Consider the following 24,371-nt stretch of genomic DNA (forward strand, 5'->3'; position numbering starts at 1 on the left):
GGCTTGCTGGTCACCGTGCTCTGCACGCGGAGGGCCCTGGGAAACCCCCGGGTCTCCACATGGGCCATCGCCATTGCTTTCGGAGTGTGCACACTGGGCGTCCTGTGCGCCGTTCCCGTGGTCGCCCACGCGGCACAGGGCGTCACCGGCGTCGCCAACTTCGGCAAACTCGTGGCCCACGTCTGCGCGATCCTGTGGTGTGCCGCCCTCCAGATCACCATGGTGGACCTGGCCTACCGCCCCGAGTACGTGAGGTCGGCGATCTTCCAGCGCGGGTTCGCCGCCACGGTCGAGCTGGCGATCATGGTGCCGCTCTTCCTGGCGACGAACGCACCCGACATCGAGTTCACGACCGCCTACGTCGACGACCCGAAGGTCGCGGCCTACCTGCTGCTCTACCTCTCCTACGTCATGGTCACCTGCGGCGAGTTGGCCTTCATGTGCGGCAGGACGGCGCGACGCAACTGGGGGATCCGGCCCTGGAGCGGCGCCGGGTTCTCCTTGTCCGCCATGGCCGCCGCCCTCGGACTGGCGTACGCCCTCACCAAGGGGAGTTACATCATCTTCTTCACCCTCGACAACCCGTGGTCGCTGAAGGCCGAGGAGTTCATCAGCCCCACCCTGAGCGGCCTGGCCGTGCTCTTCCTCTTCGCAGGCCTGACACTCCCCATGGTGGGCACCCTCCGCGAGCGACTCCGTCAGAAGAAGGCTCTGGCTACGGGTTAGCCCTCCCCAGCGCCTCAGGCCGAACCGCGTGCCGCTTCATATCGGACCGGCAGCTCCTCCAGGCCTCGGGAGCGCAGCGACCGGCGCCAACGGGGGGCTGAATCCAGGAGTTCCAGCGTGGGGTAGCGGTCCAGGAGGGCTGCCAGGGCGATTTCCACCTCGGCGCGCGCCAGGGGTCCACCGATGCAGTAGTGGATGCCGTGGCCGAGCGCCAGGTGGCCGGAGGTGTCACGGTCGAAGTCCAGGACCTCGGGGTGCGAGAAGCGTGCCGGGTCGCGGTTGGCAGCCGAGAGGGACAGGAGCACCGTCTCCCCCGCCGGCACGGTGACCCCGGCGATGGTGACGTCCTCGGTCGGGAACCTGCGGATCGCGAGGAGGGCAGGCCCCTCCAGCCGGGCGAGTTCGACCACGGCGGCCGGAAGCCGAGAGGGATCCTTCCGGAGCAGGGCCAGGTGGTCGGGCTGCCGCAGGAGGGTGTGGATGGCGTTGCCGATGAGCTGGGCCGTGTTCTCGTAGCCGGCGAAGAGGACGAGGAAGACCACCGACAGCAGCTCGTCCTCGCTGAGGCGGTCCCCGTCGGTGTCCCGGACGCCGATCAGGTCGGACAGCAGGTCGTCCGCCGGTTCGCCGCGCTTGTGCGCCACGAGCGCGGTGAGGAACCCGAGCATCGCCACCAGCGCCTCCTTCACGGCCCCCGGCCGGGCCGGGTCCGGTGCCACCAGGGCGTCCGTCCAGCTGCGGAAGTCCACGCGGCGGTCCTCGGGTATCCCCAACAGGTCGCAGATCACGATGACCGGCAGCGCGACCGCGTAATCGGCCACCAGGTCCGCGCTCCCGGCCGGACCGAGCTCGTCGAGAAGGCGGTCGGCCGTGGCACGGATCGGTGTCCGCAACTGCTCAACCCGCCGTGAAGTGAAGGCTCGACCCACCAGGCGGCGGATACGGGTGTGATCCGGAGCGTCCATGTTGAGCAGGTTGGCGTCCAACGCCGGTGGGAGAGCGAAGCCACGGTAAGTCCCCTCAGCCGCGTTCTTCTTGTCCAGGGAGAGCCTGGGGTCGGCCAGCGCCTCACGGACATCGTCATACCGCGTGACCAGCCACGCGGGGGTGCCGTCGGTTCCCGTGATGCGGCACACGGGCGCAGTCTCCCGAAGCCGCTCGTAGACGGAATACGGGTGCTCGATCAATTCGCCCTGAAGATCCATGAGCCCACCCTAGGGCGAAGCGCGAACCTTGCGGGACCTCGACGTCAGTGCCGCGGTCTTCGTCGGCCCCGGAACGGCGGTGTGGATGCGGGTGGCCGCCGTAGAACCTGTCGCGAAAGCGCCGGTGCGGTCTGGCTGAAATCCACCGACCCTGAGGGCAATGAATTCTGCGTTCCGCGCAGCGCGGCCGAGCGCGCGGCGATGTCTTCCCGAGACCGAGTGGTGGCCGCGGACCGGGCGCGGAGGCCGATCTTCCGGGTTCGGGGGTCTGCTTCCGGGGGTCATAGCCGGGTGGCCGTGCGGACCAGTTGGGCGAGGGCGCGGGAGCGGCTGTGTGGGGGCCAGGCGATGTGGGTGATGACGGGGGGTGCGTCGGTGACGGGGACGGCGGCGTGTTCGGCCCATAGCCAGGTCTGGGAAGAGTCGGGGCAGATGGCCGCGGTGCGTCCGAGGGCGATCAGCTGGGCCAGTTGGGTCTGGTCGCGGATCTCGGGGCCGGGGCCGGGAGGGTAGGCGCCGTCGCGGGGCCAGCGGGCGAGCGGAAGACCGGGGACATCGGTGACGTCGGCCAGGGACAGGGTCTTGTGCCTGGCGAGAGGGTGCCCGGCGGGCAGGACGGCGATCCGTCCCTCGGTCAGCAGTTCCTCGCTGTCGAACCCGGCGAGGGAGTTGAAGGGCGTCTGCATGAGCGCCACGTCGGCGCGGCCGTCGCGCAGCAGTGTTTCCTGTTCGCCGATACCGCATGGCAGCACTTCGATCTCGGCGGCGTCGGGCTGGGCCGCGTAGGCGTCGAGCAGCTTCCGCAGCAGTTCTTGAGACGCGGCGGCCTTGACCGCCAGCACCAGGCGATCGCGGGCGCCGCCCGGACGATCGGCGCCACCCGCGCGACGGGTGCGGCGTGCGGCGGCCGTGGTGGCGTGCAGGGCGGCGCGACCCTCGTGCAGCAGAACCTCTCCGGCGCCGGTCAGCGAGACGCCGCGACGGTTGCGGTCCAGTAGCGAGACGCCGAGGCGCCGTTCGAGCTGCTGGATCGCCCGGGACAGCGGCGGCTGGGCGATGCCGAGCCGCTCTGCGGCGCGGCCGAAGTGCAGTTCCTCGGCAACGGCCACGAAGTACCTCAGCTCGCGGGTCTCCAGGGTGTCCATGCCAGGAGCGTACTCCCCGGTGATACCCCACGAGTATCACTGGATGCCCTATCGGTGTTGGTCGCATCGCCGTCGGGTGAGTGAGCATCAATGTCGTGAGCGAAACGAAGATTGCGCTGGTGACCGGCGCGAACAAGGGAATCGGGTACGAGATCGCAACCGGTCTGGGTGCCCTCGGATACCGCGTGGGCGTGGGAGCCCGGGACAACGCACGGCTCGAAACCGCCGTGGAGAAACTGCGCGCCGCCGGGGTGGACGCGTTCGGGGTGCCGCTGGAGGTGACCGACGACCACAGTGTCACCGATGCCGCGGAACTGATCGAAAGGCAGGCCGGGCGCCTGGACGTCCTGGTCAACAACGCCGGGATCTCGGGAGAGTCGGGCCCGGGGTGGGTGCAGGACCCGACCGAACTCGACCTCGACGTGGTCCGCACGGTCGTGGAGACCAACGTCCTCGGCGTCATCCGCGTGACCAACGCGATGCTGCCGCTGCTGCGGCGCTCCGCGTCGCCGCGCATCGTAAACGTCTCCAGCGGCGTCGCCTCCCTGACCCGGCAGGCGGACCCGAACATCGAGATCGGCCCCATCATGGCGGCCTACGCGCCGTCGAAGTCGTTCCTCAACGCCGTCACCGTGCAGTACGCCCGGCAGTTCGCCGGTACGAACATCCTGATCAACGCTGCCTGCCCGGGGCTGGTCGCGACCGACTTCACCGGCTTCCACGGATCCCGCACCCCCGAGCAGGGCGCAGCCACCCCGATCCGGCTCGCCACGCTTCCCGACGACGGCCCGTCCGGTTCGTTCTTCGAAGACGACGGCGCCATCCCCTGGTGACCAGCGGGCGCCGGCGCCCGGCCGCCGGGCACGACGAACGGCCTGACGTGTCGGGTCCGCCCACATCCCCTCCGGAGCTCGCCGGCCGGGCCGCGCTGTTCAGGCTGCCTGGCTGAGACCGGCGGCGGTGGCGGAGCGCGAAGTCGTCCACCCCCAGCACTCTGGGGGTGGACGAGTGGCGGGGCGGAAGCGGCATCCACATCAGCCGGGACAGGGCGGTGCACCGCGAGAGCGTGACGTTCAGGATCCTCGGCATCCGGACGCCCCGGCCGACCGGCACCACCCCGACGGCCTCCACCGGTTCCAGGCGGTTCAGCGGAAGGCGTTGACGTTCTCCTCGGCCCACTGCCGAAACGGGCGGGCGGGCGTTCCGGTGATCCGTGCGACCGTGTCCCGCACCGTCAGCAGCTCGTCGTTCACGTCTCCGCCCGCAACGTCGAGCACCGCTTCCGCGGCCTCGGCGCCGAAGACCGCGGCCATCTGCGCGTGTACGGCCGTACGCGACCGGGCACGTTGACCGTGTACGCCGACAGCGTCCCCCCGGCGCGGCGGCAAGTGTGGTGCGGGATTTCGCGGTCGGCACCGCCGCGGCCGACCCGGTGTGAGGGGCGCCGACCCCCGTCAGGCGCGCGCGTACGGGCCCTCGGTCGCCATCGTGTGCTGCATCGCCGTCAGCCTGCGGACGAAGAGGATGGCGAGCACGCCGGCGATCACGGTGACCAGGTCCGCGGCGACCCCCAGCAGTCCCGCCGCGAGAAGCTCGTCCACGGTGTCGGCCTCCATGTAGATCCGGCTGAAGACGCGGCCCGCGATGGCCGCGAGGACCCAGACCACCCACCATGAGGCCGGCAGCGTGGCGGGCTCCGTGCGGTCGGAGCCGTCGGGGCCGCGCTGGGTGCTGGCCCGCCACGTCTGCAGGGCGATCCGGCAGGGCAGGAACAGGTTCGCCACGGGGACGAACCAGGCGCCGATGGCCCAGCCGCTGCCCAGGGTGAAGGCGTCGGGACGGAAGATGCCGCCGTTGCTGCGCACTCGGTGGAACCAGATGATGAAGACGACGACCGTGGGCAGCACCGTGAGCAACTGGAGCAGTCCGGCGAGGATGGTGAGCGCGGGTGATACGCCGAATTCGAGGTCGTCGAAGTGGGTGTTCCCAGCGAACCCCTGCAACCACGAACGCTCGTAGGCGCCGGCGCCCGCGGAGAAGAGGTGCGCCACGGCCGCGGCGCCGAGCAGCCAGGTCAGGGCCGTCGCGAGGCCCTTCGGGGAGCGCAGCACGCCGTGGGGCACCGGCGGCGCCGCGTGGAACGGGCCACCGGGGTAGGGGTGGCCCTGCCGGGGGACCTGGTACGTGGCCGGGCCCGGCTGCGGGAACGGCTGCGGATGGGGCTGCGGAGGCGGCGGTGAGCCGGGTGCGCCGAAGGACATGACGGTGGAAGACCCCCACGGGTTCGGATGACATGTGGACGCCCTCGCCCGGCGGGCGGGAGCCCCGGAGACGATATGTCGGTCCCGTGCCCGGAGTCCAGAGAGTTTCTGCTGGTCAGAAGGTACGGATGCACGCGACCCGCCCGGCCGCCCGGCCCCGCTCCGCGCGGGACCGGGGGCGCCTTCACCCGCCCCGCACCACCGCCCCGTCGACGATGGCCGGTTCGGCCACGCCACGTGATCGGCAGAGGAACGGCCTGGCGGACTCTGCCGCAGTGCCCTCGGGTGCAGGCACACCTCGCAGTTGCGACTGGTGCCCCGCGTTCGTCGTCGATCAACGCGACATAGGCTGCCGCCCATGGAATCTTTGATCGCTGCCGTCCGTGAGCAGGAAGATGCTGCCGATTTCCTCGCTTGGCCGGGTGAATTCGACCTGGACCGGGGCGACCATGTCGAGGAGGTGCACCTTGCCTCGGGCGCCGCGCTCGAGGGGTTCGCCGGCGACGGCGCCGGCGGCACGTACTTCTTCTGCGGTGATGGCGGCGAGGAACGTCCCATCCTCTATGCCGACTCCGAAGGAGGTGCGGCCCTGATCGCCGTCGGCCTGCCCGAACTGTTGCGGCTCCTGCTGGTCGTACCGTGGTGGCGCGACTGCCAGGCGTTCACGGACGAGGAGAGTCGTGAGCTCGAGGCCGAGCATCTGGAGGACACGCCGGACCTCCTGACCCTGAGGGACCGCGCTGCCGCAGCCCTTGGCCTCGACCTTCCTGCCCCGGCGCAGGTGTTGGCGCGCTTGCGCGAGGTGGCGACCAAGATGGGGGAGGACTTCGTCCTGGTCTTCACGCCAGAGGGCCACCCCTATGAGCCGCTCCTCACCCGGTGGGAAAATCGCTGATCACGCATCAGTACCCGTAGGACGCCGAGCCGTCGGCGGGCACGGGCGACCCGCGGATCGGGGCGAGATCGTGGGGTCAGGGCATGCTGGTGAGCGGCCAGGGGTTCTGGGCGTTGCGTCGGATGGCCGCGCGTATGTGGACCATGGCCAGGATGGCGCTCATGTGGGTCTTTCCCTCGGCGTACCGGGCGTGATCCTCGCAGAACCAGACGGCGTTCTCGGGATGCCCCGCGTGATCGAGCGGTGGCGCGATCGCACGGAAGTACACGAGCGTGAAGGTCTCGTAGTCGCGGTCCCTGAAGGACGCACGGCAGATCGCACAGTACGGGGGCATCACAGCCGGCCAACTCCACTCCGTCGAACGGGTCATGATCGTAAGCGTTCATCCCCGTCACCAGGGGCTGCGGATCTTGATGCCCAGCGCCCGAACCCGGTCCTGGGCCTGCGGGGGAAGCTTCAGCAACTGGTCTTCGCCGAGGACGCCGTTGTGCCTCCAGATGGCGCAAAGGCTCTCCGTGCACGCCTCGGCGACCTCCGGCTCTTCGTCGGCGGCTGCGAGAAGCAGGGCTTGGACGACCGGCCCGGTACGGAGCCCCGCGACCGCGCGTGCCATCCGAGCCCGCTGCTCCGCGGGGACGGCCGGGTCCGGCAGCGAACGCAGGACGTCGGCCACGTCCCGGGAGTCCTGGCAGGGCAGCACCCAGAACACGTAGGTCAGCTGCGCGCCCAGCACGATCAGATACTGAACCGGCACGAGCAGTGCCACCGGCAGCAACGGCACCAGCGGCAGGATGACCATCCAGCCGCCCCGGATCCGCTGGGGACCGCCGTCCGGCGGTTCATACCGCCGACCTGACAGGAGGACGATCACGAACATGGTCGCGATCGTCAGGAGGGGCACCCCGACGAGCCCGACGCTCATCTCCCGGGCGAACTCCTCGGCGAAAGGATCGGCACCCAGAACCGGCTGCACCAAGGAAGCGACCACCCAGGCGAGCAGGACCGTCGGGACGTAGCGCCACAGGGAGACCCACAGCCATCTGCCCGTACTCATCACAGCCTCCCCCACCTCGGGTTGCCCGCCATGCCCGCAACCCGACACCACCTCAACAATATTGAACGCGTTCAGAATACCTCGGCGTGGAGCTCTCCGCAGCCCCACGCCTGGGATCGGGTCCGGTGCCCGCTTCGGCGAGGGCGGTCGGCACGAAGCGCTTCGGCTGTGCGGTCTGGGTTTCGATCCCACCGAGAGCGGGGTTCCGGGGCATCGGATCAGAGCGTTCTGATCAGGCCGCCGTCGATGGTGTGGTCGGAACCCGTGACATTGCCGGCCCGGTCGGAGGCGAGCAGTAGGACGAGGTCGGCGACCTCCTCGGGGCGTGTGAAGCGTCCGGTGACGAGCTGGGCGGCGGTGTGGGTGACGATGTCGTGTGGGGTGTTGCCCGACTCGGCCGCGAGGGTGGCGGCCACGCCCCGGTCCCCGAGCCAGAGGTCCGTCTCGACCGGGCCGGGGCTGACGGTGTTCACGCGTACGCCGCGCGGGCCGAATTCCCTGGACAGCGCCTTCGAGAAGTTGGTGAGCGCCGCCTTGGCCGCGCAGTAGTCGATCACCCCTGGGTCGGGCAGGAAGGCGTTGACCGAGCTGACGTTGACGATCGACGCCGCTCCGCGCTCGATGAGGTGCGGGAGGGCGGCCCGGGTGGTACGGACGGCTGTGAGGAAGTTGATGGTCAGGGCCCAGGTCCAGTCCTCGTCGGTGACCGACAGGAAGCCCTCAAGCCGCGGGCTGACGGCGCCGACGTTGTTGACGAGGATGTCGAGCCCGCCGAACGCCTCGACCGCTTCCCTTACCGGGCGCGCCGGTCCGTCCGGGGTCGTCAGGTCGACCGCGACGGGCCGGACGCGGCCGCCGGACACGAGTTCGGTCAGCGGGGGGCCCACCGTACGGGTGGCGGCGACCACCCGGGCCCCCTCGTCGGCCAGCGCCCGTGTGATCGCCAGACCGATGCCCCTGCCGGCTCCGGTGACCACCGCCACCTTGTCCGTGAGATGCAGATCCACTCGCCACTCCTCGCCGAGGTGAGGACCCGACCCGGCCGCCCGGCCCACGAGCACCGAGTGTGCGGGAGCAGGAGCCGCCGGTCGGCCTGACGGGGCCACGGCGTCAGGCGGGTGGCCCAGCGGGACGCCGGCGCGCCGCCCGCAGCCGATCGGCTCCGGAGCGGCCCGGGCGCCGTCCTGCCCCCGGACGCGTGGCTTCGCAGCCCGTTGGTACTGCCGAGACGCTCCGTTCACACTCCCGCGAGATGATCTTTACCGGACGCCGGCCCGCACCTTGGGGGCCGCGTCCGACGGGGGGCGGGAATCGCCTGGCCCGGGTAGCCCGCACGCGGTTCGCGCCGGGCCCGCCCCGGCCGGGCGGCCGGGGGGCCCACCCCGCCGAGGGCCACCGGCCCGGCACTTCCGCACCGGCCCGGGCCGCCGATCACGACTTCCCCTCGCAGCGGCTCGGGACACTGACAGCAGTCGTCGGCGGCCGAGCCGCCCTCGCGAATCCAGGGACCGACCAACCGATGCACCGCAGTGCGCCATTTCTGATCATCGGCCACCACCGATCCGGCACGAACTTCCTCGGAGAACTGATCCAGCGCAACACGGCCGTCGCCTGCGCCAACGAGCCGTTCTCCATGCACACGGACTTCTTCCGGGACAACGACCTCAGGCCCTGGTCCGCAGCCGCGTACGACCAGGCCGTCCTGCACCCGGAGTTGTACTCGTCCCCGAAGATCGTGCTGTTCCTCCAAGAGCTGCGGAAGTGGCTCGGTTCCTCCCCCGAGGGCTGTCGACGCGGCTTCAAGGAGACGCTGCTCTACGAGAAACTCCCCTGGCTCGGTGAGTACCTGCCCGGTCTGCGGGTCATCCACCTGGTGCGCGACCCGCGAGCCGTCACCGCGTCGGTGCTCGACGTGCCGGAGGCCGACGAGCTGTGGAAGTACAGCGTGACCGTCACACGCTACCTGGAGGAGCAGCTGGGCCACCCGCCCGGCGACGCGCTCGACCCCTTCGAGCTCTGCCTGCACAGCATCGGCATCCGCTGGGAGCTCGCGCGGCGGTCGCTGGCCGCCTTCGAGCACATCACCGTCCGTCTGGAGGACCTGGTCGAGCAGCCCGAGGACGCACTCGGCCGGCTGATGGGCTTCCTGGACCTCGAACCGACCGACGAACAAAGGGACTTCATCCTCGACTCCCAAAGGGAAAGCCGGGGCGGCCGGTACTCCAGCTACCGCTCGCGCGACTCGGTGCTCAACTCCTGGCGCAGCCGGCTCACCGAGGCACAGCAGACCCGCCTGGCCACCGGTCTCCGGTCCTTCTTCGAGGAGTACGACTATGCCCGCTGAGCTCCGGCGTGCCCTGCGCGCGACGGCCGTGCCCGTGACCGTGCCCGCTTCCTCCTCCGTCCTGCTTCCGTCCCCCGGTCCCGCGACCGCGCCGGAAGGGCCGCACCGGGCTCCCCTGCTCGTCATGCGCACCCTGATGACCAATCACCACTACGCGACCCTGCTCAACGCACTGGAGGTGCCGGAGGAGGGGGACGGCATGTCCCTCTACATCAACGCGAAGAACCCCGCGTTCCCGCTCCGCTACGACCCCGCGGCCGGGCGGTACCGGGTTCGGCCCGGGTGGGAGGACCACCCCGTCGTCGGCGTGCCATGGCTGGGTGCCCGGCTCGCGGCGGAGGCCCTCGGCGGACGGCTGTTCTCCGAGGACGAGTGGGAGCACTGCGCCACCGCGGGGTTCGCCGGCCGGACGTATCCGTGGGGCGAGACCGAACCGAGTGAAACCGCCGCCAACTTCGGCGAGAACGTCGGCAGCACCACACCTGTCGGCGCATACCCTGCCAACGCCCTCGGTTTCACGGACATGGCGGGCAACGCGGAGGAATGGACCTCAGACCGCTTCACCCCGCACCGCCGGGACCGCGACACCCCGTCGGCTCCCGAGACGTACGAAAAGGTCGTCAAGGGCGGGGCCTGGAACAAGTCCGCCGCCCTGCTCGCCTGTTCCGCCCGACGCGGCAGGTGGTACATCGCCGGGTCGGCGTCGATCGGTTTCCGAGTGGTGTGGGAGGGCTGAACGGATGCTTTCGGTGATCTTCGATCTGGACGACACGCTGTGCGACTACGGGGCCGCCCGTCAGCGCGCGAAGCGGAAGATCGACCTGCTGCTGGGCGAGCACGGAGTGCCGTCCGGCGCGGCCTACTGGTCCCGGTTCGACGAACTGGACCCCATCCTGTTCGCCCGGTTCACCGCCGGTGAGCTGGCCCGGGACGAGTACCGCCGACTGCGGTTCGAGATCCCGGCCACCGACGTGGGGGCGGACCGTGCCACGGCCTCCGCGGCCGCGGTGCGGGCCAACGCCGTGTACGTGGCGTGCGCCAACACCGACATCGAGTTGTTCGACGACGCACTGCCCACCCTCGCCTCCCTGCGCGCCGCCGGGGTGGAGCTCTCCCTCTTCACCAACGGGCCGTCCGACGGTCAGCGCGCCAAGATCCGCGCCCTGGGCCTGGCCCCCCACCTCGACCACGTCTTCATCTCCGAGGAACTGGGCGCGGCCAAGCCCAGCCCGGCGGCGTTCGCCACCGTTCTCTCCCTCCTCGGGAGGACCGCCCGACAGAGCGTCATGGTGGGCGACTCACCCGGCACCGACATCGCCGGTGCCCGCGCCGCGGGCATCCGTGCGGTGCTGCTCGACCGCGCCGGCCAGTGGAGCGATCCGGGCGTCGAGACCATCGCGAGCCTGGCCGGCCTGCCCCGTCTCCTCAAGGCCGCCCCGTGAGCGCCGGCACCCGAGGCCCCGACCGGTACGAAGACGGCCCGGGCGGCTTCCTCGACCCGGCCCTCGCCGCTGCTCTGGCCCGCGACCACTCGGCCCTGGACCTGCGCACGACCGAGGCGGCCGTCGTCTTCTGGGACATCTCCGGCTACTCCCGGATCGCGGACGCCCTGCAGTACGGCGGCACCGAATTCCTGCGCAACATCCAGGAGTTCCTCGCCGGCGCGGCCCGGGCCGTACACCGCAACCACGGCGTCGTCCACAAGTTCCTCGGAGACGGCCTGATCGCCGTTTTCGGCAGCTCGCTGGGCGACCCGACCACAGCGGGCAGCCGGCCGGACTCCGAGCTCGCACGGCCCGCACTCACCGCCGCGGCCGAGCTGCTCACGGACTTCCCCGGCCTCGCCGACCGCTGGGTGGCCTCCAGCGGCGCACCCGACCCCGAGATCTGGCGGGTCGGGCTCCGCTGCGGCATCGCGATGGGTGACGTGCACCACGGGCGGCTCGATCTCGGGCCGATGTCCTCGCTCGCACTGCTGGGGCACGCGGTCAACCTGGCGTCCCGCTGCTGCGCCGGCGCCGAACCCGGGCAGGTGCTGGTGTCCGAGCGTGTACGGGCGGCGGGGGACGGGGCGTTCGACTTCCACCCCGCGGGCCCGCCCCGAACGCTCAAGAACATCTCCGGCCCGCAGCAGCTCTGGTCCGTCGGCGCTCCGCACCGGGAGGTCCTGTGACCGGCGCCCGCAACAGCCCCACCACTCCCGCCGGCCCGGCCGGCCCCGCCGGGCATTCCGGCCCGGCTCAGCCGAGCACCGCAGGGCGGGCCGTGACCGCCGTTCTGCTGACCGCTGTCACCACCTACGCCCTGTCGATATCCCTGGTCATGCCTGCCCTGCCCCAGCTGGCCACCGACCTGCGGGCTTCCGGCACCGCCGTCACCTGGGCCCTGACCGGCTTCACCCTGTCCGCCGCCGTCACCACCCCAGTGGCGGGGCGGCTGGGCGACCTCTGGGGCCACCGGCGCGTTCTGACCATCGCACTCGTCACCTGTGCCATCGGCCTGGCCCTCGCCTCCGCGGCCGACGGACTGGCCCTCTTCGTGACGGGCCGGGTCCTGGCCGGCGGTGGCGCCGCCGCTCTACCGCTCGCGTTCGCCCTGGTCCGCAGGGTCAGCACCACCGACAAGGTGGCTTCGCGGATCGGTGTCCTGTCGACTGCCATCGGCCTCGGCGCCTCGGGCGGCTGGGTCCTCGGCGGCCCGATGACGGCGTTGGCCGGAACACGTTCGCTCTCCCTGCTTCCGCTGGCGCTGTGCGCCGCGGCGCTCGCCGGCACGCTCCGCGTCATCCCCGCCGACCGGACGCCCGACCGGGAGGCGCGGGCATGGCGCCGGCTGGACATCGCAGGATCCGTCGGGCTCGCCCTGTGGCTCTCCGCGCTCCTGCTCGCCTCCTCCCAGGGCGGGCACTGGGGCTGGGGCTCGCCGGGCACCCTGGCACTCACCGCCATCGGCCTGCTGGGCGCGGTCGGCTGGGCGGCGTACGAATTGCGTGTCCCGCAGCCCGTCATCGATCTGCGAGCCCAGCGCGCCCCGGCACTGCTGGCGGCGGGCGGGTCGGCCCTCACCTGCGGCTACGCGTTCATGGCGGCCGGCATCGTGATTCCCCAGCTGGTCCAGGCCCCGCCGGACACCGGCTTCGGCCTCGGCGGATCAGCGACGGCGGCAGGGCTGGTCCAGCTCCCCACCGGGCTCGCGCTGATGGCTGCCGGGGCACTGGCCGGACGGACCGTCAAGCGGTACGGGACCAGCCGGGCCCTGGCCCTCGGCTGTGCGCTGGTGGGCGTCGGGTACCTCGCCGCGGTCCTCGCCCACGGCAGCCTCGTCGCGCTGGCCTCCATGAACGTCGTACGGGGCGCCGGCCTGGGCCTCGCCTACGCGGCCATGGGCGCGCTGGCCGTGCAGTCCGTACCCGCGTCGGACAGCGCCGCGAGCGCGGGCGTCAACGTCCTGCTCCGGAACCTCGGCACGGCGGTGGGTGCGGAGGTCACCTCGATCCTGCTCACCGATGACTCTCCCGACTCGATCACCGCCGCTTTCACGGTGCCGGCCGCCCTGATGGCCCTCACCTTGGCCGGCCTGTCCGTGGCCGGCCGCCGGCGGTACACGGCCGTCGGGAAGGACCCCGCTTGAGAAGCTCCGGGGCCCGCGCACCGCAGCCTCGCGCGGGCCACGGGACCACGAACCGTCGCCGGCCGACACCGACCTCGGAACCTCGGAACCTCAGTAGGCTCGGACCATGCGGATCTGCGTTTCCTCGGACATGGACGAACCCGTGGCGCGCGCCCTCCTCGGGCAACTGCGCGACCGCGGGCACGACGTGGTGGCGTTCGGCGCGCTGAACCCCGGCGACGATCCACAGTGGGCCGCCTGCTCGCAGGCCGCGGCCCGTGAGGTCGCCGCCGGAAACGCCGACCAGGCCGTCGTGTGCTGCTGGACCGGGACGGGCGCTTCGATCGCCGCGAACAAGGTGCCCGGCGTACGGGCGGCCCTGTGCACGGACGCCTACACGGCAGACGGTGCGCGCCGCTGGAACGACGCCAATGTGCTCGCACTCAGCCTGCGCCTGACATCGGAACCGCTGCTCACGGAAATCCTCGACGCCTGGTTCGCCGCCGAGGCGAGCACGGACCCCGAGGACCGGCAGAACGTGGCGTGCCTCGAACGGCTCGACAACCCCCCGACCACACCCTGAATCAAGGCGGCCGGTCCCGCAGGCGGGCGGGGTGTTCGCTTCCGGCACCGCCTCCAGTCCGCTCCCGTCCCCCGCCACGGCAGTGCCGTTCCCGGCGCCGTTGCCCCGAGCCGGCCGGACGGACGGGTCAGCGCAGTCCGGCGAAGAGATCGTTCTCGGGTACGGCCGCGCCGGTGGAGTCCTTGACACGCACGAAGGTCTCCATGCCCATCAGCTCGCCGAACCTCTCCTTGCCCATCTTGAGGAAGAAGATGTTCTCGCCCTGGCTGGCGTGCGCGGCCAGTGCATCGAACTTCTGGCCGCTGAACGCGGTGGTGTCCACCCACGTGGTGATCTCGTCATCGGGCAGGCCGATCTCGGCCAGCGCGGCGGTCTCGGCGGGATCCGGCTCCGGCATGTCCTCACTGAACTCGCGCATGATCTCCCCGAACCGCCGCATCCCCGAGCGGGGCATCGTCGTCCAGTACACCTTCGGTGTCAGCGCGGTCATCTCCAGCGCGGCCATCGTGATGCGGTGGGCCTGGATGTGGTCGGGGTGGCCGTAGAAACCGTTCTCGTCGTAGGTGACAACCACGTCGGGTCGGTAGTGCCGCATGAGTTCCGCGAGTCGGGCGGCGCCTTCCTGCACGGGGGTCTGCCAGAAGGATCCGGGGGCGTCGTTGCTCGGCCAGCCCATCATCCCGGAGTCGGCGTAGTCCAGCATCTCCAGGTCGCCGACCTTCAGGACGTCACAGCTCGCCTCGAGTTCTTGACGGCGCATCAGGGCGACGGTCGCCGGATCGTGCCCGGGATCGCCGGGCTTGACGCCCCCCGGTCCGTCACCACAACGGCCGTCGGTACACGTCACGAGCACGGTGCGGATGCCTTCCGCCGCGTACCGCGCGAGGACCCCTCCGGTCCCGGTGGCCTCGTCGTCGGGATGGGCGTGCACTGCCATGAGCGTCAAAGGCCGGTCGGTCATGCGGTCCTCCTACGGATATACGTCTTGGTCGAGGTGCACGGCGGGCGTACCACGATCCGGGGCCCGGAGCCTGGTGGCGCGGACGACCAGGTGGTCTCCGTGTTCCCCGACCGTGCGGCGCCGTCCCTCGGTCGATGCAACCCGCCGACCGGATCAGCTGTTCCCGGCGCGGCCGCTTGACCTTCGAGGGTCGTCACATCCCCATGATGGCGATCACCACTGACAGGCGCCCTCATGCCCTCCGCGTCTTCACCCCGCCGGCGATGAGCGCCAGCCCCACGACGACGATGCCGAGGTACGCGGTGGACGGAAGGTCGACGACCTTGTGCATCCAGCCCCACTCCGTGCCGAAGAAGGTTTGCGAGACGAAGCTGACGAGCCCCTGGGCTCCCACGACGTAGCCGATGCTTTCGACGGTGTATCCGATGGTTGTTCGCACGGATCGAGTCTCTCGCGGCGGTGCCGCCAGATCGTCCTCCACAGGGTCGAAGACCCGGTAGTCCGAAGGGTGCAGTCGCTCGTCCTGGGCGGCCCGCGAACTCACGCGACCGCTGTCGGCGGGTGATGCGAGACTCGGCTCCATGACACTCAACGATCCCAAAGACGACCTGCACCGCTACCTCAAAGCAGCCCGCGAAGCGGTCGTCTGGAAGCTGGACGGCTTGTCCGAGTACGACGTCCGCCGGCCCCTGACGCCGACCGGCACCAACCTCCTCGGCCTGGTCAAGCACCTCGCCAGCGTCGAACTCGGCTACTTCGGCCCGACCTTCGGCCGCCCGCACGGCGAATCCCTCCCCTGGCACGAGGAAGGCGCCGAGCCCAACTCGGACATGTGGGCTTCCACCGACGAGTCACGCGAGGAGGTTCTCGGCCTCTACCACCGCGCCTGGGCGCACACGGACGCGACGATCGAGGCGCTGCCGCTCGACGCGATGGGCCACGTCGCGTGGTGGGGTGACAAGGGAGACGTGACGCTTCAGCGGATCATGCTGCACATGACGGCCGAGACGCACCGGCACGCCGGTCACGCCGACATCGTCCGCGAGCTGATCGACGGCAAGGTCGGTATGCGGGAGGGCAACAGCAACATGGATGGCGGCGACCAGGCGTGGTACCGCGACTACTGGAACCGTCTGGAGGCGTCAGCCAAGGAAGCTCAGGCCAAGCAGCGCTGAGGTCACCATCGCATGCCGTGCGAGCGGGGGTCTGCGGGCCGACGACGCCACGGTGTGGAGGTCAGTCGTTGCTTCCTCGTGCCGCTGCGACCCCTGTCGGCCCGTCACCCACGGCCACCGTGTCCGCTACGCGGGCCCGCGAGGGGTCGATGACCGACAGGCTGTCCGAGTCGAAGTTGCCGACGTAGACCCGGGAGCCGTCCGGGCTGACGGCCAGGCCGTTGGGGCCGTCCCCGACGGCGATGGTTTCGGTGACGGCACGGCGGTGCGTGCTGATCACGGACACGTTGTCGGATCCGATGTTGGCGACGTACACCTGGCGGCCGTCCGGTCGTACGCCGATTCCCGCAGGCTGGTCTCCGACCGGAATGCGGTCCGATTCCGCGCCGTCGTGGACGTCGACCACCGACACATCGTCCGAGGTCAGGTTGGACACGTACAGGTGGCGGCCGTCGGGGCCGAGCACCAGGGCGGTCGGCCCGCTGCCGACGGGGATGGTGCCGGTGACCGCGTTGGTGTGGGTGCTGATCACCGAGACGGTGCCGGAGGCGGCGTTGGCGACGTACAGGCTGCATCCGTCGGATGTCACCGCCAGGCCCAGCGGTGCGTCGCCCACCGCGATGGTGTCCGTCACGGCACGGGTGCGGGTGCTGATCACCGACACGTCGTCCGATGCGACGTTGGCGACGTAGACGTTCCGGTTGTCCGGGGAGACCGTCACCCTGCTCGGTTCGTCCCCGACCGCGACGGTGTCGATGACCTTCCTGGTGCGGGCGTCGATCACGGACACGGTGTCCGCCGCGGAATTGGTGACATAGACGCGGGAGCCGTCCGGGCTGACGGCCACGCTGTCCGGTCCGTCCCCCACAGGCACGCTGTCCACGACCGTGCCGGTGCCGGCATCGACGACCGACACCGTGTCGGAGTGGAGGTTGGCGACGTAGACGACGGCATCGGGCCGTGGGGACGGCTCTGCTGCCGCCGTCCCGGCAGATGCGCCGGCCGGGTGTCCCGGCCCCATGAGCGCCGCCGTCACGCAGAGCACCACGACTGCTCGCCGCCCCCCGGTCTGATTCCTCGTCATGGGGCCAAGCTAGGACCCCGGATCGGAAGCGGACGTGAGGCTCGCGGCTCGGGTCGACCGCACGGCACTCTCCGTGGCGATCAAGCCGATCGGGATCGGGGACGCGCGCCGTCGACGTACGCGCCGGCAAGCCCCGCCGGCCGGCGGCGGCCGTCCGGTTATCCGGCTTTCAGGCGGCGGCCTATCTCCTCGCTCATACGGCGCTGGAGTTCGGCCAGTTGCTCGTTGGTGTATCCCGTGAGGTCGCCCGGGTCCCCCGGGTTCTTCGCGCCCTGGTCCTGCTGCTTCTGCTGCTCCCGGCGTTTGAGTTCCTGTTCTTCGGCAGAACCGGGCGCCGCGTACGCGCACCGGATGAGTGCTCCGTCGGCGGCCTTCAGGCAGGTCGCCTCGCGGCCTCCCACCTGGCCCTTCCCCTCCACTCGGTACCGGATGTTCTGCTCACTGCCGACCGTGGCCGTCCACGTACTGCCACCGGTGGGGACGACCTCGAACACCTCGTCGTCGTTGTAACAGCAGACGTCCCGGTACTCGGCCTTGATGAGGGCTACGAGCGCCTTCGGGGACGACCACGCGGGAGCGAGGCGGTAGATGGTCATCGGCGCGAGCCCGTGGCCCTCGTAGCGGGTGGGCACCGTCGACACGGCCACGACCGAACTGGCCTCCCCCTGCGGAGTGAGCGGGGTGACGTACGCGCTGCGCCCGGCCTCGTCCCGGTAGCGCAGGGTGAACTCGGACTCGTTCCCCTCGTTGGCGCCGTCCTCCGAGGCGTCCCAGCCGCTGCGCTCGAACCACCAGTCGCCGAACCCGCCCACGGCGGCCGTCGCCTCCCGCTGCCGGGCCGCGATGCTGATCGGGTAGGACGGGCCGGGAACGGTGGAGGTGTCGGAGGTGATGGTGAGCTTGCCGGTGCGCCCGTTGTAGAGCGCGACGCCGGCGGGGCGTTCGGTCACGACGAGGATCCCGGTCTGGCGCTTGAGCGGGACGACCACGGTCGGCTCGCCGCCCGAGCAGGTCACGTAGGCGTCGTCAACCTCGAAGCGGACCCAGCGCCGCTCGGCCGAGATCTTCCGGCCGAGATTGTGGGTGAACCAGCCACCGATGCGGGCGTCGGCAGCGGACACGTCGAACTGGCAGCGCTCCTGGCTACGGCTCTCGCCGCCGAGCGGGATGTCCTGAACGAGCCCGACCTCGTAACCGGACAGCCAGCCGCGCCGCTCCACCAGGGTGGCGAACCTGTCCGAGTCCGGCAGGTAGGTGATGTCGGAGATCTCGCCCGTGACATCGCCCAAGTGCGGGGCCGCCTGCGCCTTGCCGACGACGTAGGGCGCACGGGCCGTGAGCCCGGGTACGGCTTCGGTCACCACACGCGCGGTCGCCATGTACGCGCGGTCCTGAAGGTAGGAGCCGTACACCAGCCAGCCGACGGCGAGGCCCAGCCCGACGACCACCCCCAGGCACCCGAGGGTGGCGGCCGCGTCTCCCGAGCCCGCGTCGCGCCCCGCACGCCGCCGCAGCAGCCCGCGCACCACCAGCCACACCGCCGCGGTGGCCGCCGCGGCGAGCACGGGCAGGGCGAACCAGGCGAAGAGCTTGCGCATCTCCCAGACCAAGATCGTCGTGTAGTACGAGGCGTACCAGAGCACGAACCCCACCGGCACGACGACGATCCCCACACGCAGTGCCCGACCCATCAGCGCCCCCCGCTCCTCGGCCCCACCCCGGCTCGCTCGATTCTGTACCCCGGGACCCCGCGGTGTCACCGGGTTACGGGTCGGGGCAGCGTCACCAGGATCGAAGCCGGGCATCGACACAGGACGGCCGTCGGCCGATATCGCATGGCGGCCCCGCCCCCGGTCGGGCAGGGTGCGGGGTGATGAGCCACCACGACGAAATGTCCCGCGCCCTGTCCTACGCCTCCCACGACTGCCTCGAAGGCCTGCTGCAACGGGGGCGCGGCCTGGGCGCGACACGGGCGCGCCGGGATCCGCACGAAGCCGCCGCGTTCGTGTACGACGGGATCCGCCGGGACTGGAAATGGGACTACCAGACCGACACCCGCTACCTCTACCAAGCACGGCTGATCCAGGACCTGGGGCTGTCACCGAGCCCGGTCGTCGCTCTGCTGACGGGCGACGAGGAGCAGTGGGAGCGTGCCGCCCACGTGCTGGAACGGCTTGCCCTCGCCGGTTCGGACGAGGCCTTGGAAGGGCTCCGGGCGTACGTGCGGGAAGGCGAGCACTGGGTCAGCGCGCTGGAGACGATCACCGAGGACTGGCCGGCCGAATGGTGGGAGGACCTGGGCGAGGTCGCGCGCGCCCGGATCGGTGAGGTGGAAGACCTTCCGTCGTCTTTCGAGCCGTGGAACCGGTTCGGGATCGAGGTGCCGCCGGTCCCCCCGGTCCCTCCACGGCCTTCGTCGGGCGGGCTGGACACCGAGGAACTGATCCGGCTGCTGGCCGCCGACGGGACGGAGTTCGACACGAAGGTCGACGCGCTACGGGCGCTGGCCGGCCGGGAGCCGGCCGTGGGATTGATCCCGCTGGTGCCTTCCCTCGGCAACGGCCGTCGGCCCCTGCCCTTCCTCCGGAGGACGGTCGACCGCCTGGGAGCCCTCGCCGTCCCGGCCGCGCGCTTGTGGGCCGCGGACGACCGGGAGTGGCTGGCCCGGCTGGGGACGGACGTCCTGGCCGACCACGCCGGACCCGAGGCACTACCGGGGCTCGTGGCCGAACTCACCGACCAGTGGGAGACACGCACCTGGTGCGGCCCCGACGAGACCGCCAAGCGCCTGGCCCGCTTCGGACCCGAGGCCTCCGAAGCCGTACCGGTCCTGCGCGCCTACTGGCTGCACACCCCGCACTCGTACGAGCGGGCCGACTACCTGAAAGCCCTCGCCGCGATCGACCCGACCGGGCTGGACGACGTGTACACCGAGGCGCTCTGGGACTGCGAGGAGCGGACACGGCTGCTGGGCATCGCCTCGGCACCGCAGCGGACTCAGACCGTGGAACGCATCACCGTGCTGCGCGACGACCCGATGGAGATCCCCGAGGTACGAGCCGCGGCCGGAGCACGATTGGCCGCCATGGCCGGCCACGCCGATCCTCCGGCGACACCGTCGCCCTAGGCCAACCCAGTCGGTCGGAACCGGTCCGTGGCCGCCACCACGGCCTTCGTGGTGGCGTCCCCGGACATCCCGTGTCCCTCGTCACCGATCAGGACGAGCTCCGCGTCCGGCCAGACCTGCGCCAGCCGCCACGCCACGTCCGGGGGCCCGCTGATGTCCATTCGCCCGTGAACCATCACACCGGGGATACCGGCGAGCTTCCCGGCGTCGCGCAACAGCACCCCGTCCTCCAGGAAGCCGGCGTGCGCCCAGTAGTGCGTGACCAGGCGGGCGAACCGCATCCGAAACCTCGGCTCCTCGAAACGGGGATCAGGCGTGTGCCCCTGGTGGGTGGACACGTGCACGTCCTCCCACCGGCACCACTCCCGAGCAGCCCGCTCCCGTACGACCGGATCCGGATCCGCGAGCATCCGGGCGTACGCCTTCACCAGGCTGCCGTCACGCTCCCGCTCCGGTGCGGCGTCGCGAAAGCGGTCCCATTCCTCGGGGAACACCCGCCCCATGTCCCGGGTGACCCACTCCACCTCTCGCAGGGTGGTGTTGGTGACGCTGAAGAGCACGAGTTCGGACACGCGTCCGGGATGCTGCTCGGCGTACGCCAGGGCGAGGGTCGTGCCCCAGGAGCCGCCGATGACCAGCCATTCCTCGATGCCGAGGCGCTGCCGCAGCAGTTCGATGTCGGCGATCAGATGCGAGGTGGTGTTGGCGGCCAGGGAGGTCTGCGGGTCGGCGGCATCGGGCGTGCTCCGTCCGCACCCGCGCTGGTCGAAGAGGACGATGCGGTACGCCCCGGGGTCGAAGAGCCGGCGCCAGAACGCTCCCGCGCCGGATCCTGGCCCTCCGTGCAGGACGAGGGCGGGCTTGCCTTCGGGACTCCCGGAGGTCTCCCAGTACACGCGGTTGCCGTCGCCGACGTCGAGCAGACCGTGCTCGTACGGATCGATGGCGGGATAGAGCTCGGGCATGTGGAACGCACCTTCCTGAAGTCCGGCACACTGCGAGATCACCGATGGATCGAGGTCGCCCATGGTCACGCGGTCTGCGCCCAGGAGCGGTCCGGCGGCGCGGAGTCCACGCATCCACGGGTCTTGGCTACTGCTCGCCGCTCCTGTGCCCGGGGCCCTGTCCCTTCAGCACGCCCGTCAGGTGCGGCATGGAAACGGGGGCGCACCCGATCAGCACCACGGAGTCTCCATCACGGCACTCGGCCACCTGCCGGCCCATCTGGACCAGCCGGGCATCCGTGCGCGCTCTTGGGCGGACCCGAACCACTTCCAAGCGCCCGCCTCCTGGCTCTCCGGCGCTCATGAGCCCACGTCAGCAGAGCCCCGACACCGTACTCCAGCAGCACACCCAGCACAGCCCTCCCCCTCGCCCCGGTCTCTCCCCCCTGAATCGAAACAGGCGAAGCGCACCACCGCACTCCTCCTTGAGGACGACTCCGCCCCGCACCCGGAAGCGGGGACTCGTCGTCGTTCGCCCACCGATCAACGGCCCTGCCACCGGCAGCGCCCCCACCCTCCTTCGCCGGTGGAAGATCCGTTCACACGACCGTCCCGGTGCGATCATGATCCCTTCTGGGGCGCCGAGTTGGGGGATCGGAACATGGACTTCGTACTGTTACTGGACGCTGCCGAGGCGACGCTGGAGACAGCGGGGGGCAAGGGGGCGGCGCTGTCCGAGCTCGTGCGCGCGGGGCTGCCCGTGCCGGACGGGTTCCATGTGACGACCGCCGCATACCAGGAGTTCGTCACGTCGACCGGTGTGGCCGACCGCATCCGCGCCGAGCTCAGCGCGGCCTCCGGACCGGACGGCGAGCCGGACGCGGGGGCGGGCGCCCGCATCCGGGCGCTGTTCGAGGAGGGCCCGATGCCTTCCGCCCTGGAACGGGCGGTCGCGAAGGCGTACGCGGAACTCGGCGACGGCGCGCGCACGGTCGCCGTGCGGTCGTCGGCCACGGCGGAGGACCTGCCCGACCTGTCCTTCGCCGGCCAGCAGGACACGTACCTGAACATCACCGGTGAGAACGCCCTGCTGGCGGCCGTCCGGCGCTGCTGGGCCTCTCTGTGGACCGACCGCGCCCTCGCGTACCGGGCCAGGGCGGGCATCGCGCACGAGGACGTCTCGCTCGCCGTGGTGGTGCAGGAGCTGGTGGACGCCGACGCCGCCGGGGTGATGTTCACCGTCGACCCGCTCGGTGGACGTGCCGATCGGCTCGTCGTCAACGCGGCCTGGGGCCTGGGCGAAGCGGTCGTCAGTGGGCTGGTCACCCCGGACACCCTGGTCGTCGACCGGGCGAGCCTGGCCGTCGTGGAGGAACGCATCGCGGAGAAGGAGGTGATGACCGTACCGACCGCCGACGGCACCACGGAACGGCCGGTCCCCGCCGACCTTCGCGGTGCCCCGGTCCTCACCGGCGCGCAGGCCGCCGAACTGGCCCGGCTCGGACTCGCGATCGAGGAGCTGTACGGGGAACCCCGCGACGTCGAATGGGCGCGCGAGGCGGGCTGTTTCCGTATCCTGCAGGCGCGGCCGATCACCACGGCCGCGGCGCCCCGGGCCGAGGTGTGGAACGACAGCACCGGCACCGACTGCCTGTGGACGAGCGCCAATCTGGGCGAGGCCGTCCCGGATGTGATGACGCCCGCGACCTGGTCGTTCGTCAAGGCGTTCATGGGCGACGTCATGGTCGGTGCCGGCCTGGAGGGACGCCCGATGTACGGGAACATCGGCGGCCGTTTCTACATGAACCTCAGTGTCACGGCCACCCTCGCGGCCGCGTTCGGGCAGGGCCGCAAGTTCGCCCGGGCCAACGAGTTGGTGTTCGGGCGTCTCCCGGAGGGCGTGGAGATCCCGCTGCTCCCCGCGTCCAGGCTGAAGGTCTGGCGGGACACCCTCGGTGAGGCCTTCGCCGTGATGAGCCGGATCCGCACGAACGGCAGGCAACTGCCGGCGTTCCTGGAGGAGGCGCCCGGACGCTGCGAGGAGCTGCGGGCCCGAGTCGCCGCCGCGGCGACCGCAGGGGAACTGTCGGCCCTGTGGGACTCGCAGGTGGCACCGTACTTCCGCCGTTGCTGCCACATGCTCCAGGCAGCCACCCGCCAGGACGGCGACTCCCTCGTCAAGGTACGCGGCACCCTGGAGTCCCTGGTGGGCGAACAGGACGCCGACCTGATGACCACCGGTCTCGGCGACGAGGGCCAACTGGCCAGCATGGGACCGCTGCTCGGTCTGGAACGGCTCGCCCGCGGCGAGACCGACCGGGACACCTACACCCGTACGTACGGCCACCGCGGCCCGCACGAGTTCGAGGTGTCCCTCCCCCGGCCCGCCGAGGACGCGCAGTGGATCGACCGGCAGCTCGCCGCACTCGGCACGGTCGAGGAGGACGCGGCGCTGCGGCTCGCACGACAGACCACCGCTCGCGCGGCGGCATGGGACCGGCTGGCCGTCGAACACCCGCGGCGGGTGGCGGGCATGCGCGGCGCGGTGGACGCCTGGGCGGCCTCGGCGCGCCTGCGGGAGGCCGCTCGTACGGAGGTCGCCCGCGTCTTCTGGCTGCTGCGCACCTTCGTCCTGCGCGCGGGCGAGGTCAGCGGGGCGGGTGAGGACCTGTTCTTCCTGTCCCAGCAGGAGATCATCACCGTGCTCGGCGGCGACCGGGAGCCGCTCGCCGCGGTGCCGGCCCGTCGCGCCGCGTACGAGGGCTACCGCGCGCTCCCCACCTACCCCACCCTGATCCGGGGCGAGTTCGACCCGGCTGCCTGGGCGGCCGACCCGAACCGGCGGGCGGACCTGTTCGACGCGCGGAACACGACGCCCGCCAGGGACACGGTCGCGGGCTCTCCCGCGTCCGGGGGCGTGGTGGAGGGCATCGCCCGGGTCATCGCCACCGTCGAGGAGGGCGAGGCCATCCGGCCGGGCGAGATCCTCGTCACCACGGTCACCAACATCGGGTGGACACCGCTGTTCACGCGGATCTCGGCGATCGTGACGGACGTCGGGGCGAACCTCTCGCACGCCTCGATCGTGGCGCGGGAGCTGGGCATTCCGGCGGTGGTCGGATGCGGCAACGCCACGACGCGCATCCGGACGGGGGACAGGATCCGGGTGGACGGCGGTCGCGGGACGGTGGACGTCCTGGAGGCGGCGACCGCCACCCCCGAACCCGCCTGATCGCTCCGCCGACGTCCTGACGGAAC

The 24,371-nt window shown here is 71.2% G+C and carries 23 protein-coding genes and 1 pseudogene; 12 read left to right on the forward strand and 12 right to left on the reverse strand.

Annotated elements, in window-relative coordinates; genetic code table 11:
- Nucleotides 1-84: 84 nt before the first annotated feature.
- Entirely contained in the window at nt 85-726 is a 642-nt protein-coding gene (locus tag ACIQ5Y_RS01845) for a hypothetical protein (RefSeq protein WP_403873917.1), read from the forward strand.
- 14 nt (nt 727-740) lie between these two features.
- Here ACIQ5Y_RS01845 and ACIQ5Y_RS01850 read toward each other — a convergent pair whose 3' ends face one another.
- Both ACIQ5Y_RS01850 and ACIQ5Y_RS01855 read right to left on the reverse strand, forming a co-directional pair.
- Nucleotides 741-1,931 carry a cytochrome P450 gene (locus ACIQ5Y_RS01850; protein WP_403873918.1) on the reverse strand — a complete coding sequence of 397 codons (1,191 nt, stop codon included), beginning with the start codon at nt 1,929-1,931 and terminating at the stop codon, nt 741-743.
- Between the two features lie 281 nt (nt 1,932-2,212).
- Nucleotides 2,213-3,076: a LysR family transcriptional regulator gene (locus ACIQ5Y_RS01855; protein WP_403873920.1), complete on the reverse strand. Its 864-nt coding sequence runs from the start codon at nt 3,074-3,076 to the stop codon at nt 2,213-2,215.
- Between the two features lie 95 nt (nt 3,077-3,171).
- Here ACIQ5Y_RS01855 and ACIQ5Y_RS01860 point away from each other — a divergent pair, with 95 nt between their 5' ends.
- Entirely contained in the window at nt 3,172-3,909 is a 738-nt protein-coding gene (locus ACIQ5Y_RS01860) for an SDR family oxidoreductase (protein ID WP_403873921.1), read from the forward strand.
- A gap of 312 nt (nt 3,910-4,221) precedes the next feature.
- Here the strand turns inward: ACIQ5Y_RS01860 and ACIQ5Y_RS01865 are convergent.
- Nucleotides 4,222-4,413 (reverse strand): annotated as a pseudogene (locus ACIQ5Y_RS01865) (hypothetical protein); the annotation flags it as partial.
- A gap of 117 nt (nt 4,414-4,530) precedes the next feature.
- A complete protein-coding gene (locus ACIQ5Y_RS01870) occupies nt 4,531-5,337 on the reverse strand; it encodes a DUF4328 domain-containing protein (protein ID WP_403873923.1) in 807 nt (268 codons plus the stop codon).
- A 358-nt stretch (nt 5,338-5,695) separates the two neighbouring features.
- On the opposite strand from ACIQ5Y_RS01870, the gene ACIQ5Y_RS01875 reads away from it, so the two are divergent.
- Nucleotides 5,696-6,232, forward strand: coding sequence for a hypothetical protein (locus ACIQ5Y_RS01875; protein WP_403873925.1), 537 nt, complete (start codon nt 5,696-5,698; stop codon nt 6,230-6,232).
- Between the two features lie 76 nt (nt 6,233-6,308).
- Here ACIQ5Y_RS01875 and ACIQ5Y_RS01880 read toward each other — a convergent pair whose 3' ends face one another.
- From ACIQ5Y_RS01880 to ACIQ5Y_RS01890, 3 genes are all read right to left on the reverse strand, one after another.
- Nucleotides 6,309-6,602 (reverse strand): hypothetical protein, encoded by a 294-nt coding sequence (locus tag ACIQ5Y_RS01880; protein ID WP_403873927.1) that lies wholly within the window; start codon nt 6,600-6,602, stop codon nt 6,309-6,311.
- Nucleotides 6,603-6,623: 21 nt separating this feature from the next.
- Nucleotides 6,624-7,286 (reverse strand): hypothetical protein, encoded by a 663-nt coding sequence (locus ACIQ5Y_RS01885; RefSeq protein ID WP_403873929.1) that lies wholly within the window; start codon nt 7,284-7,286, stop codon nt 6,624-6,626.
- 218 nt (nt 7,287-7,504) lie between these two features.
- On the reverse strand, nt 7,505-8,293 hold the full coding sequence (locus ACIQ5Y_RS01890; protein WP_403873931.1) for an SDR family NAD(P)-dependent oxidoreductase: 789 nt from the start codon (nt 8,291-8,293) through the stop codon (nt 7,505-7,507).
- 512 nt (nt 8,294-8,805) lie between these two features.
- On the opposite strand from ACIQ5Y_RS01890, the gene ACIQ5Y_RS01895 reads away from it, so the two are divergent.
- The 6 genes from ACIQ5Y_RS01895 to ACIQ5Y_RS01920 all read left to right on the forward strand — a co-directional run bounded on the left by ACIQ5Y_RS01895 (nt 8,806) and on the right by ACIQ5Y_RS01920 (nt 13,822).
- Nucleotides 8,806-9,630 (forward strand): sulfotransferase, encoded by an 825-nt coding sequence (locus tag ACIQ5Y_RS01895; RefSeq protein ID WP_403873933.1) that lies wholly within the window; start codon nt 8,806-8,808, stop codon nt 9,628-9,630.
- Complete coding sequence (locus tag ACIQ5Y_RS01900) at nt 9,620-10,366, forward strand: formylglycine-generating enzyme family protein (RefSeq protein WP_403873935.1); 747 nt, start codon at nt 9,620-9,622, stop codon at nt 10,364-10,366. The genes ACIQ5Y_RS01895 and ACIQ5Y_RS01900 overlap by 11 nt, the downstream gene beginning before the upstream one ends.
- A 13-nt stretch (nt 10,367-10,379) precedes the next feature.
- Nucleotides 10,380-11,072 carry an HAD family hydrolase gene (locus tag ACIQ5Y_RS01905; protein WP_403873937.1) on the forward strand — a complete coding sequence of 231 codons (693 nt, stop codon included), beginning with the start codon at nt 10,380-10,382 and terminating at the stop codon, nt 11,070-11,072.
- The gene (locus ACIQ5Y_RS01910; protein WP_403873939.1) at nt 11,069-11,803 is read left to right on the forward strand and encodes an adenylate/guanylate cyclase domain-containing protein; all 735 of its coding nucleotides are present in this window, start codon (nt 11,069-11,071) and stop codon (nt 11,801-11,803) included. Before ACIQ5Y_RS01905 ends, ACIQ5Y_RS01910 begins: the two co-directional genes overlap by 4 nt.
- 92 nt (nt 11,804-11,895) lie before the next feature.
- On the forward strand, nt 11,896-13,260 hold the full coding sequence (locus ACIQ5Y_RS01915) for an MFS transporter (protein WP_403873941.1): 1,365 nt from the start codon (nt 11,896-11,898) through the stop codon (nt 13,258-13,260).
- Between the two features lie 106 nt (nt 13,261-13,366).
- A complete protein-coding gene (locus ACIQ5Y_RS01920; protein WP_403873943.1) occupies nt 13,367-13,822 on the forward strand; it encodes an RpiB/LacA/LacB family sugar-phosphate isomerase in 456 nt (151 codons plus the stop codon).
- Between the two features lie 127 nt (nt 13,823-13,949).
- Here ACIQ5Y_RS01920 and ACIQ5Y_RS01925 read toward each other — a convergent pair whose 3' ends face one another.
- Together ACIQ5Y_RS01925 and ACIQ5Y_RS01930 are read right to left on the reverse strand one after the other, a co-directional pair.
- A complete protein-coding gene (locus tag ACIQ5Y_RS01925; RefSeq protein ID WP_403873945.1) occupies nt 13,950-14,783 on the reverse strand; it encodes a PIG-L family deacetylase in 834 nt (277 codons plus the stop codon).
- Nucleotides 14,784-15,015: 232 nt separating this feature from the next.
- On the reverse strand, nt 15,016-15,222 hold the full coding sequence (locus ACIQ5Y_RS01930; RefSeq protein ID WP_403873947.1) for a hypothetical protein: 207 nt from the start codon (nt 15,220-15,222) through the stop codon (nt 15,016-15,018).
- A gap of 142 nt (nt 15,223-15,364) precedes the next feature.
- Here ACIQ5Y_RS01930 and ACIQ5Y_RS01935 point away from each other — a divergent pair, with 142 nt between their 5' ends.
- The gene (locus ACIQ5Y_RS01935) at nt 15,365-15,958 is read left to right on the forward strand and encodes a DinB family protein (RefSeq protein ID WP_403873949.1); all 594 of its coding nucleotides are present in this window, start codon (nt 15,365-15,367) and stop codon (nt 15,956-15,958) included.
- Nucleotides 15,959-16,019: 61 nt separating this feature from the next.
- On the opposite strand, the gene ACIQ5Y_RS01940 is transcribed toward ACIQ5Y_RS01935, so the two are convergent.
- Both ACIQ5Y_RS01940 and ACIQ5Y_RS01945 read right to left on the reverse strand, forming a co-directional pair.
- Nucleotides 16,020-17,042, reverse strand: a complete 1,023-nt coding sequence (locus ACIQ5Y_RS01940; protein WP_403873951.1) for a beta-propeller fold lactonase family protein — start codon at nt 17,040-17,042, stop codon at nt 16,020-16,022.
- A gap of 158 nt (nt 17,043-17,200) precedes the next feature.
- Nucleotides 17,201-18,733: a hypothetical protein gene (locus ACIQ5Y_RS01945; protein ID WP_403873953.1), complete on the reverse strand. Its 1,533-nt coding sequence runs from the start codon at nt 18,731-18,733 to the stop codon at nt 17,201-17,203.
- 182 nt (nt 18,734-18,915) lie between these two features.
- Between ACIQ5Y_RS01945 and ACIQ5Y_RS01950 the strand changes: the two genes are divergently transcribed.
- Nucleotides 18,916-20,169, forward strand: coding sequence for a hypothetical protein (locus ACIQ5Y_RS01950; protein WP_403873955.1), 1,254 nt, complete (start codon nt 18,916-18,918; stop codon nt 20,167-20,169).
- Here ACIQ5Y_RS01950 and pip read toward each other — a convergent pair.
- Complete coding sequence (gene pip, locus ACIQ5Y_RS01955; protein ID WP_403873957.1) at nt 20,166-21,134, reverse strand: prolyl aminopeptidase; 969 nt, start codon at nt 21,132-21,134, stop codon at nt 20,166-20,168. The two genes, ACIQ5Y_RS01950 and pip, sit on opposite strands and share 4 nt — an antisense overlap.
- 640 nt (nt 21,135-21,774) lie before the next feature.
- On the opposite strand from pip, the gene ACIQ5Y_RS01960 reads away from it, so the two are divergent.
- Nucleotides 21,775-24,345 (forward strand): PEP/pyruvate-binding domain-containing protein, encoded by a 2,571-nt coding sequence (locus tag ACIQ5Y_RS01960; protein WP_403873959.1) that lies wholly within the window; start codon nt 21,775-21,777, stop codon nt 24,343-24,345.
- Nucleotides 24,346-24,371: the final 26 nt, after the last annotated feature.

Source organism: Streptomyces sp. NPDC096339, from assembly GCF_044762985.1.
GTDB lineage: Bacteria > Actinomycetota > Actinomycetes > Streptomycetales > Streptomycetaceae > Streptomyces.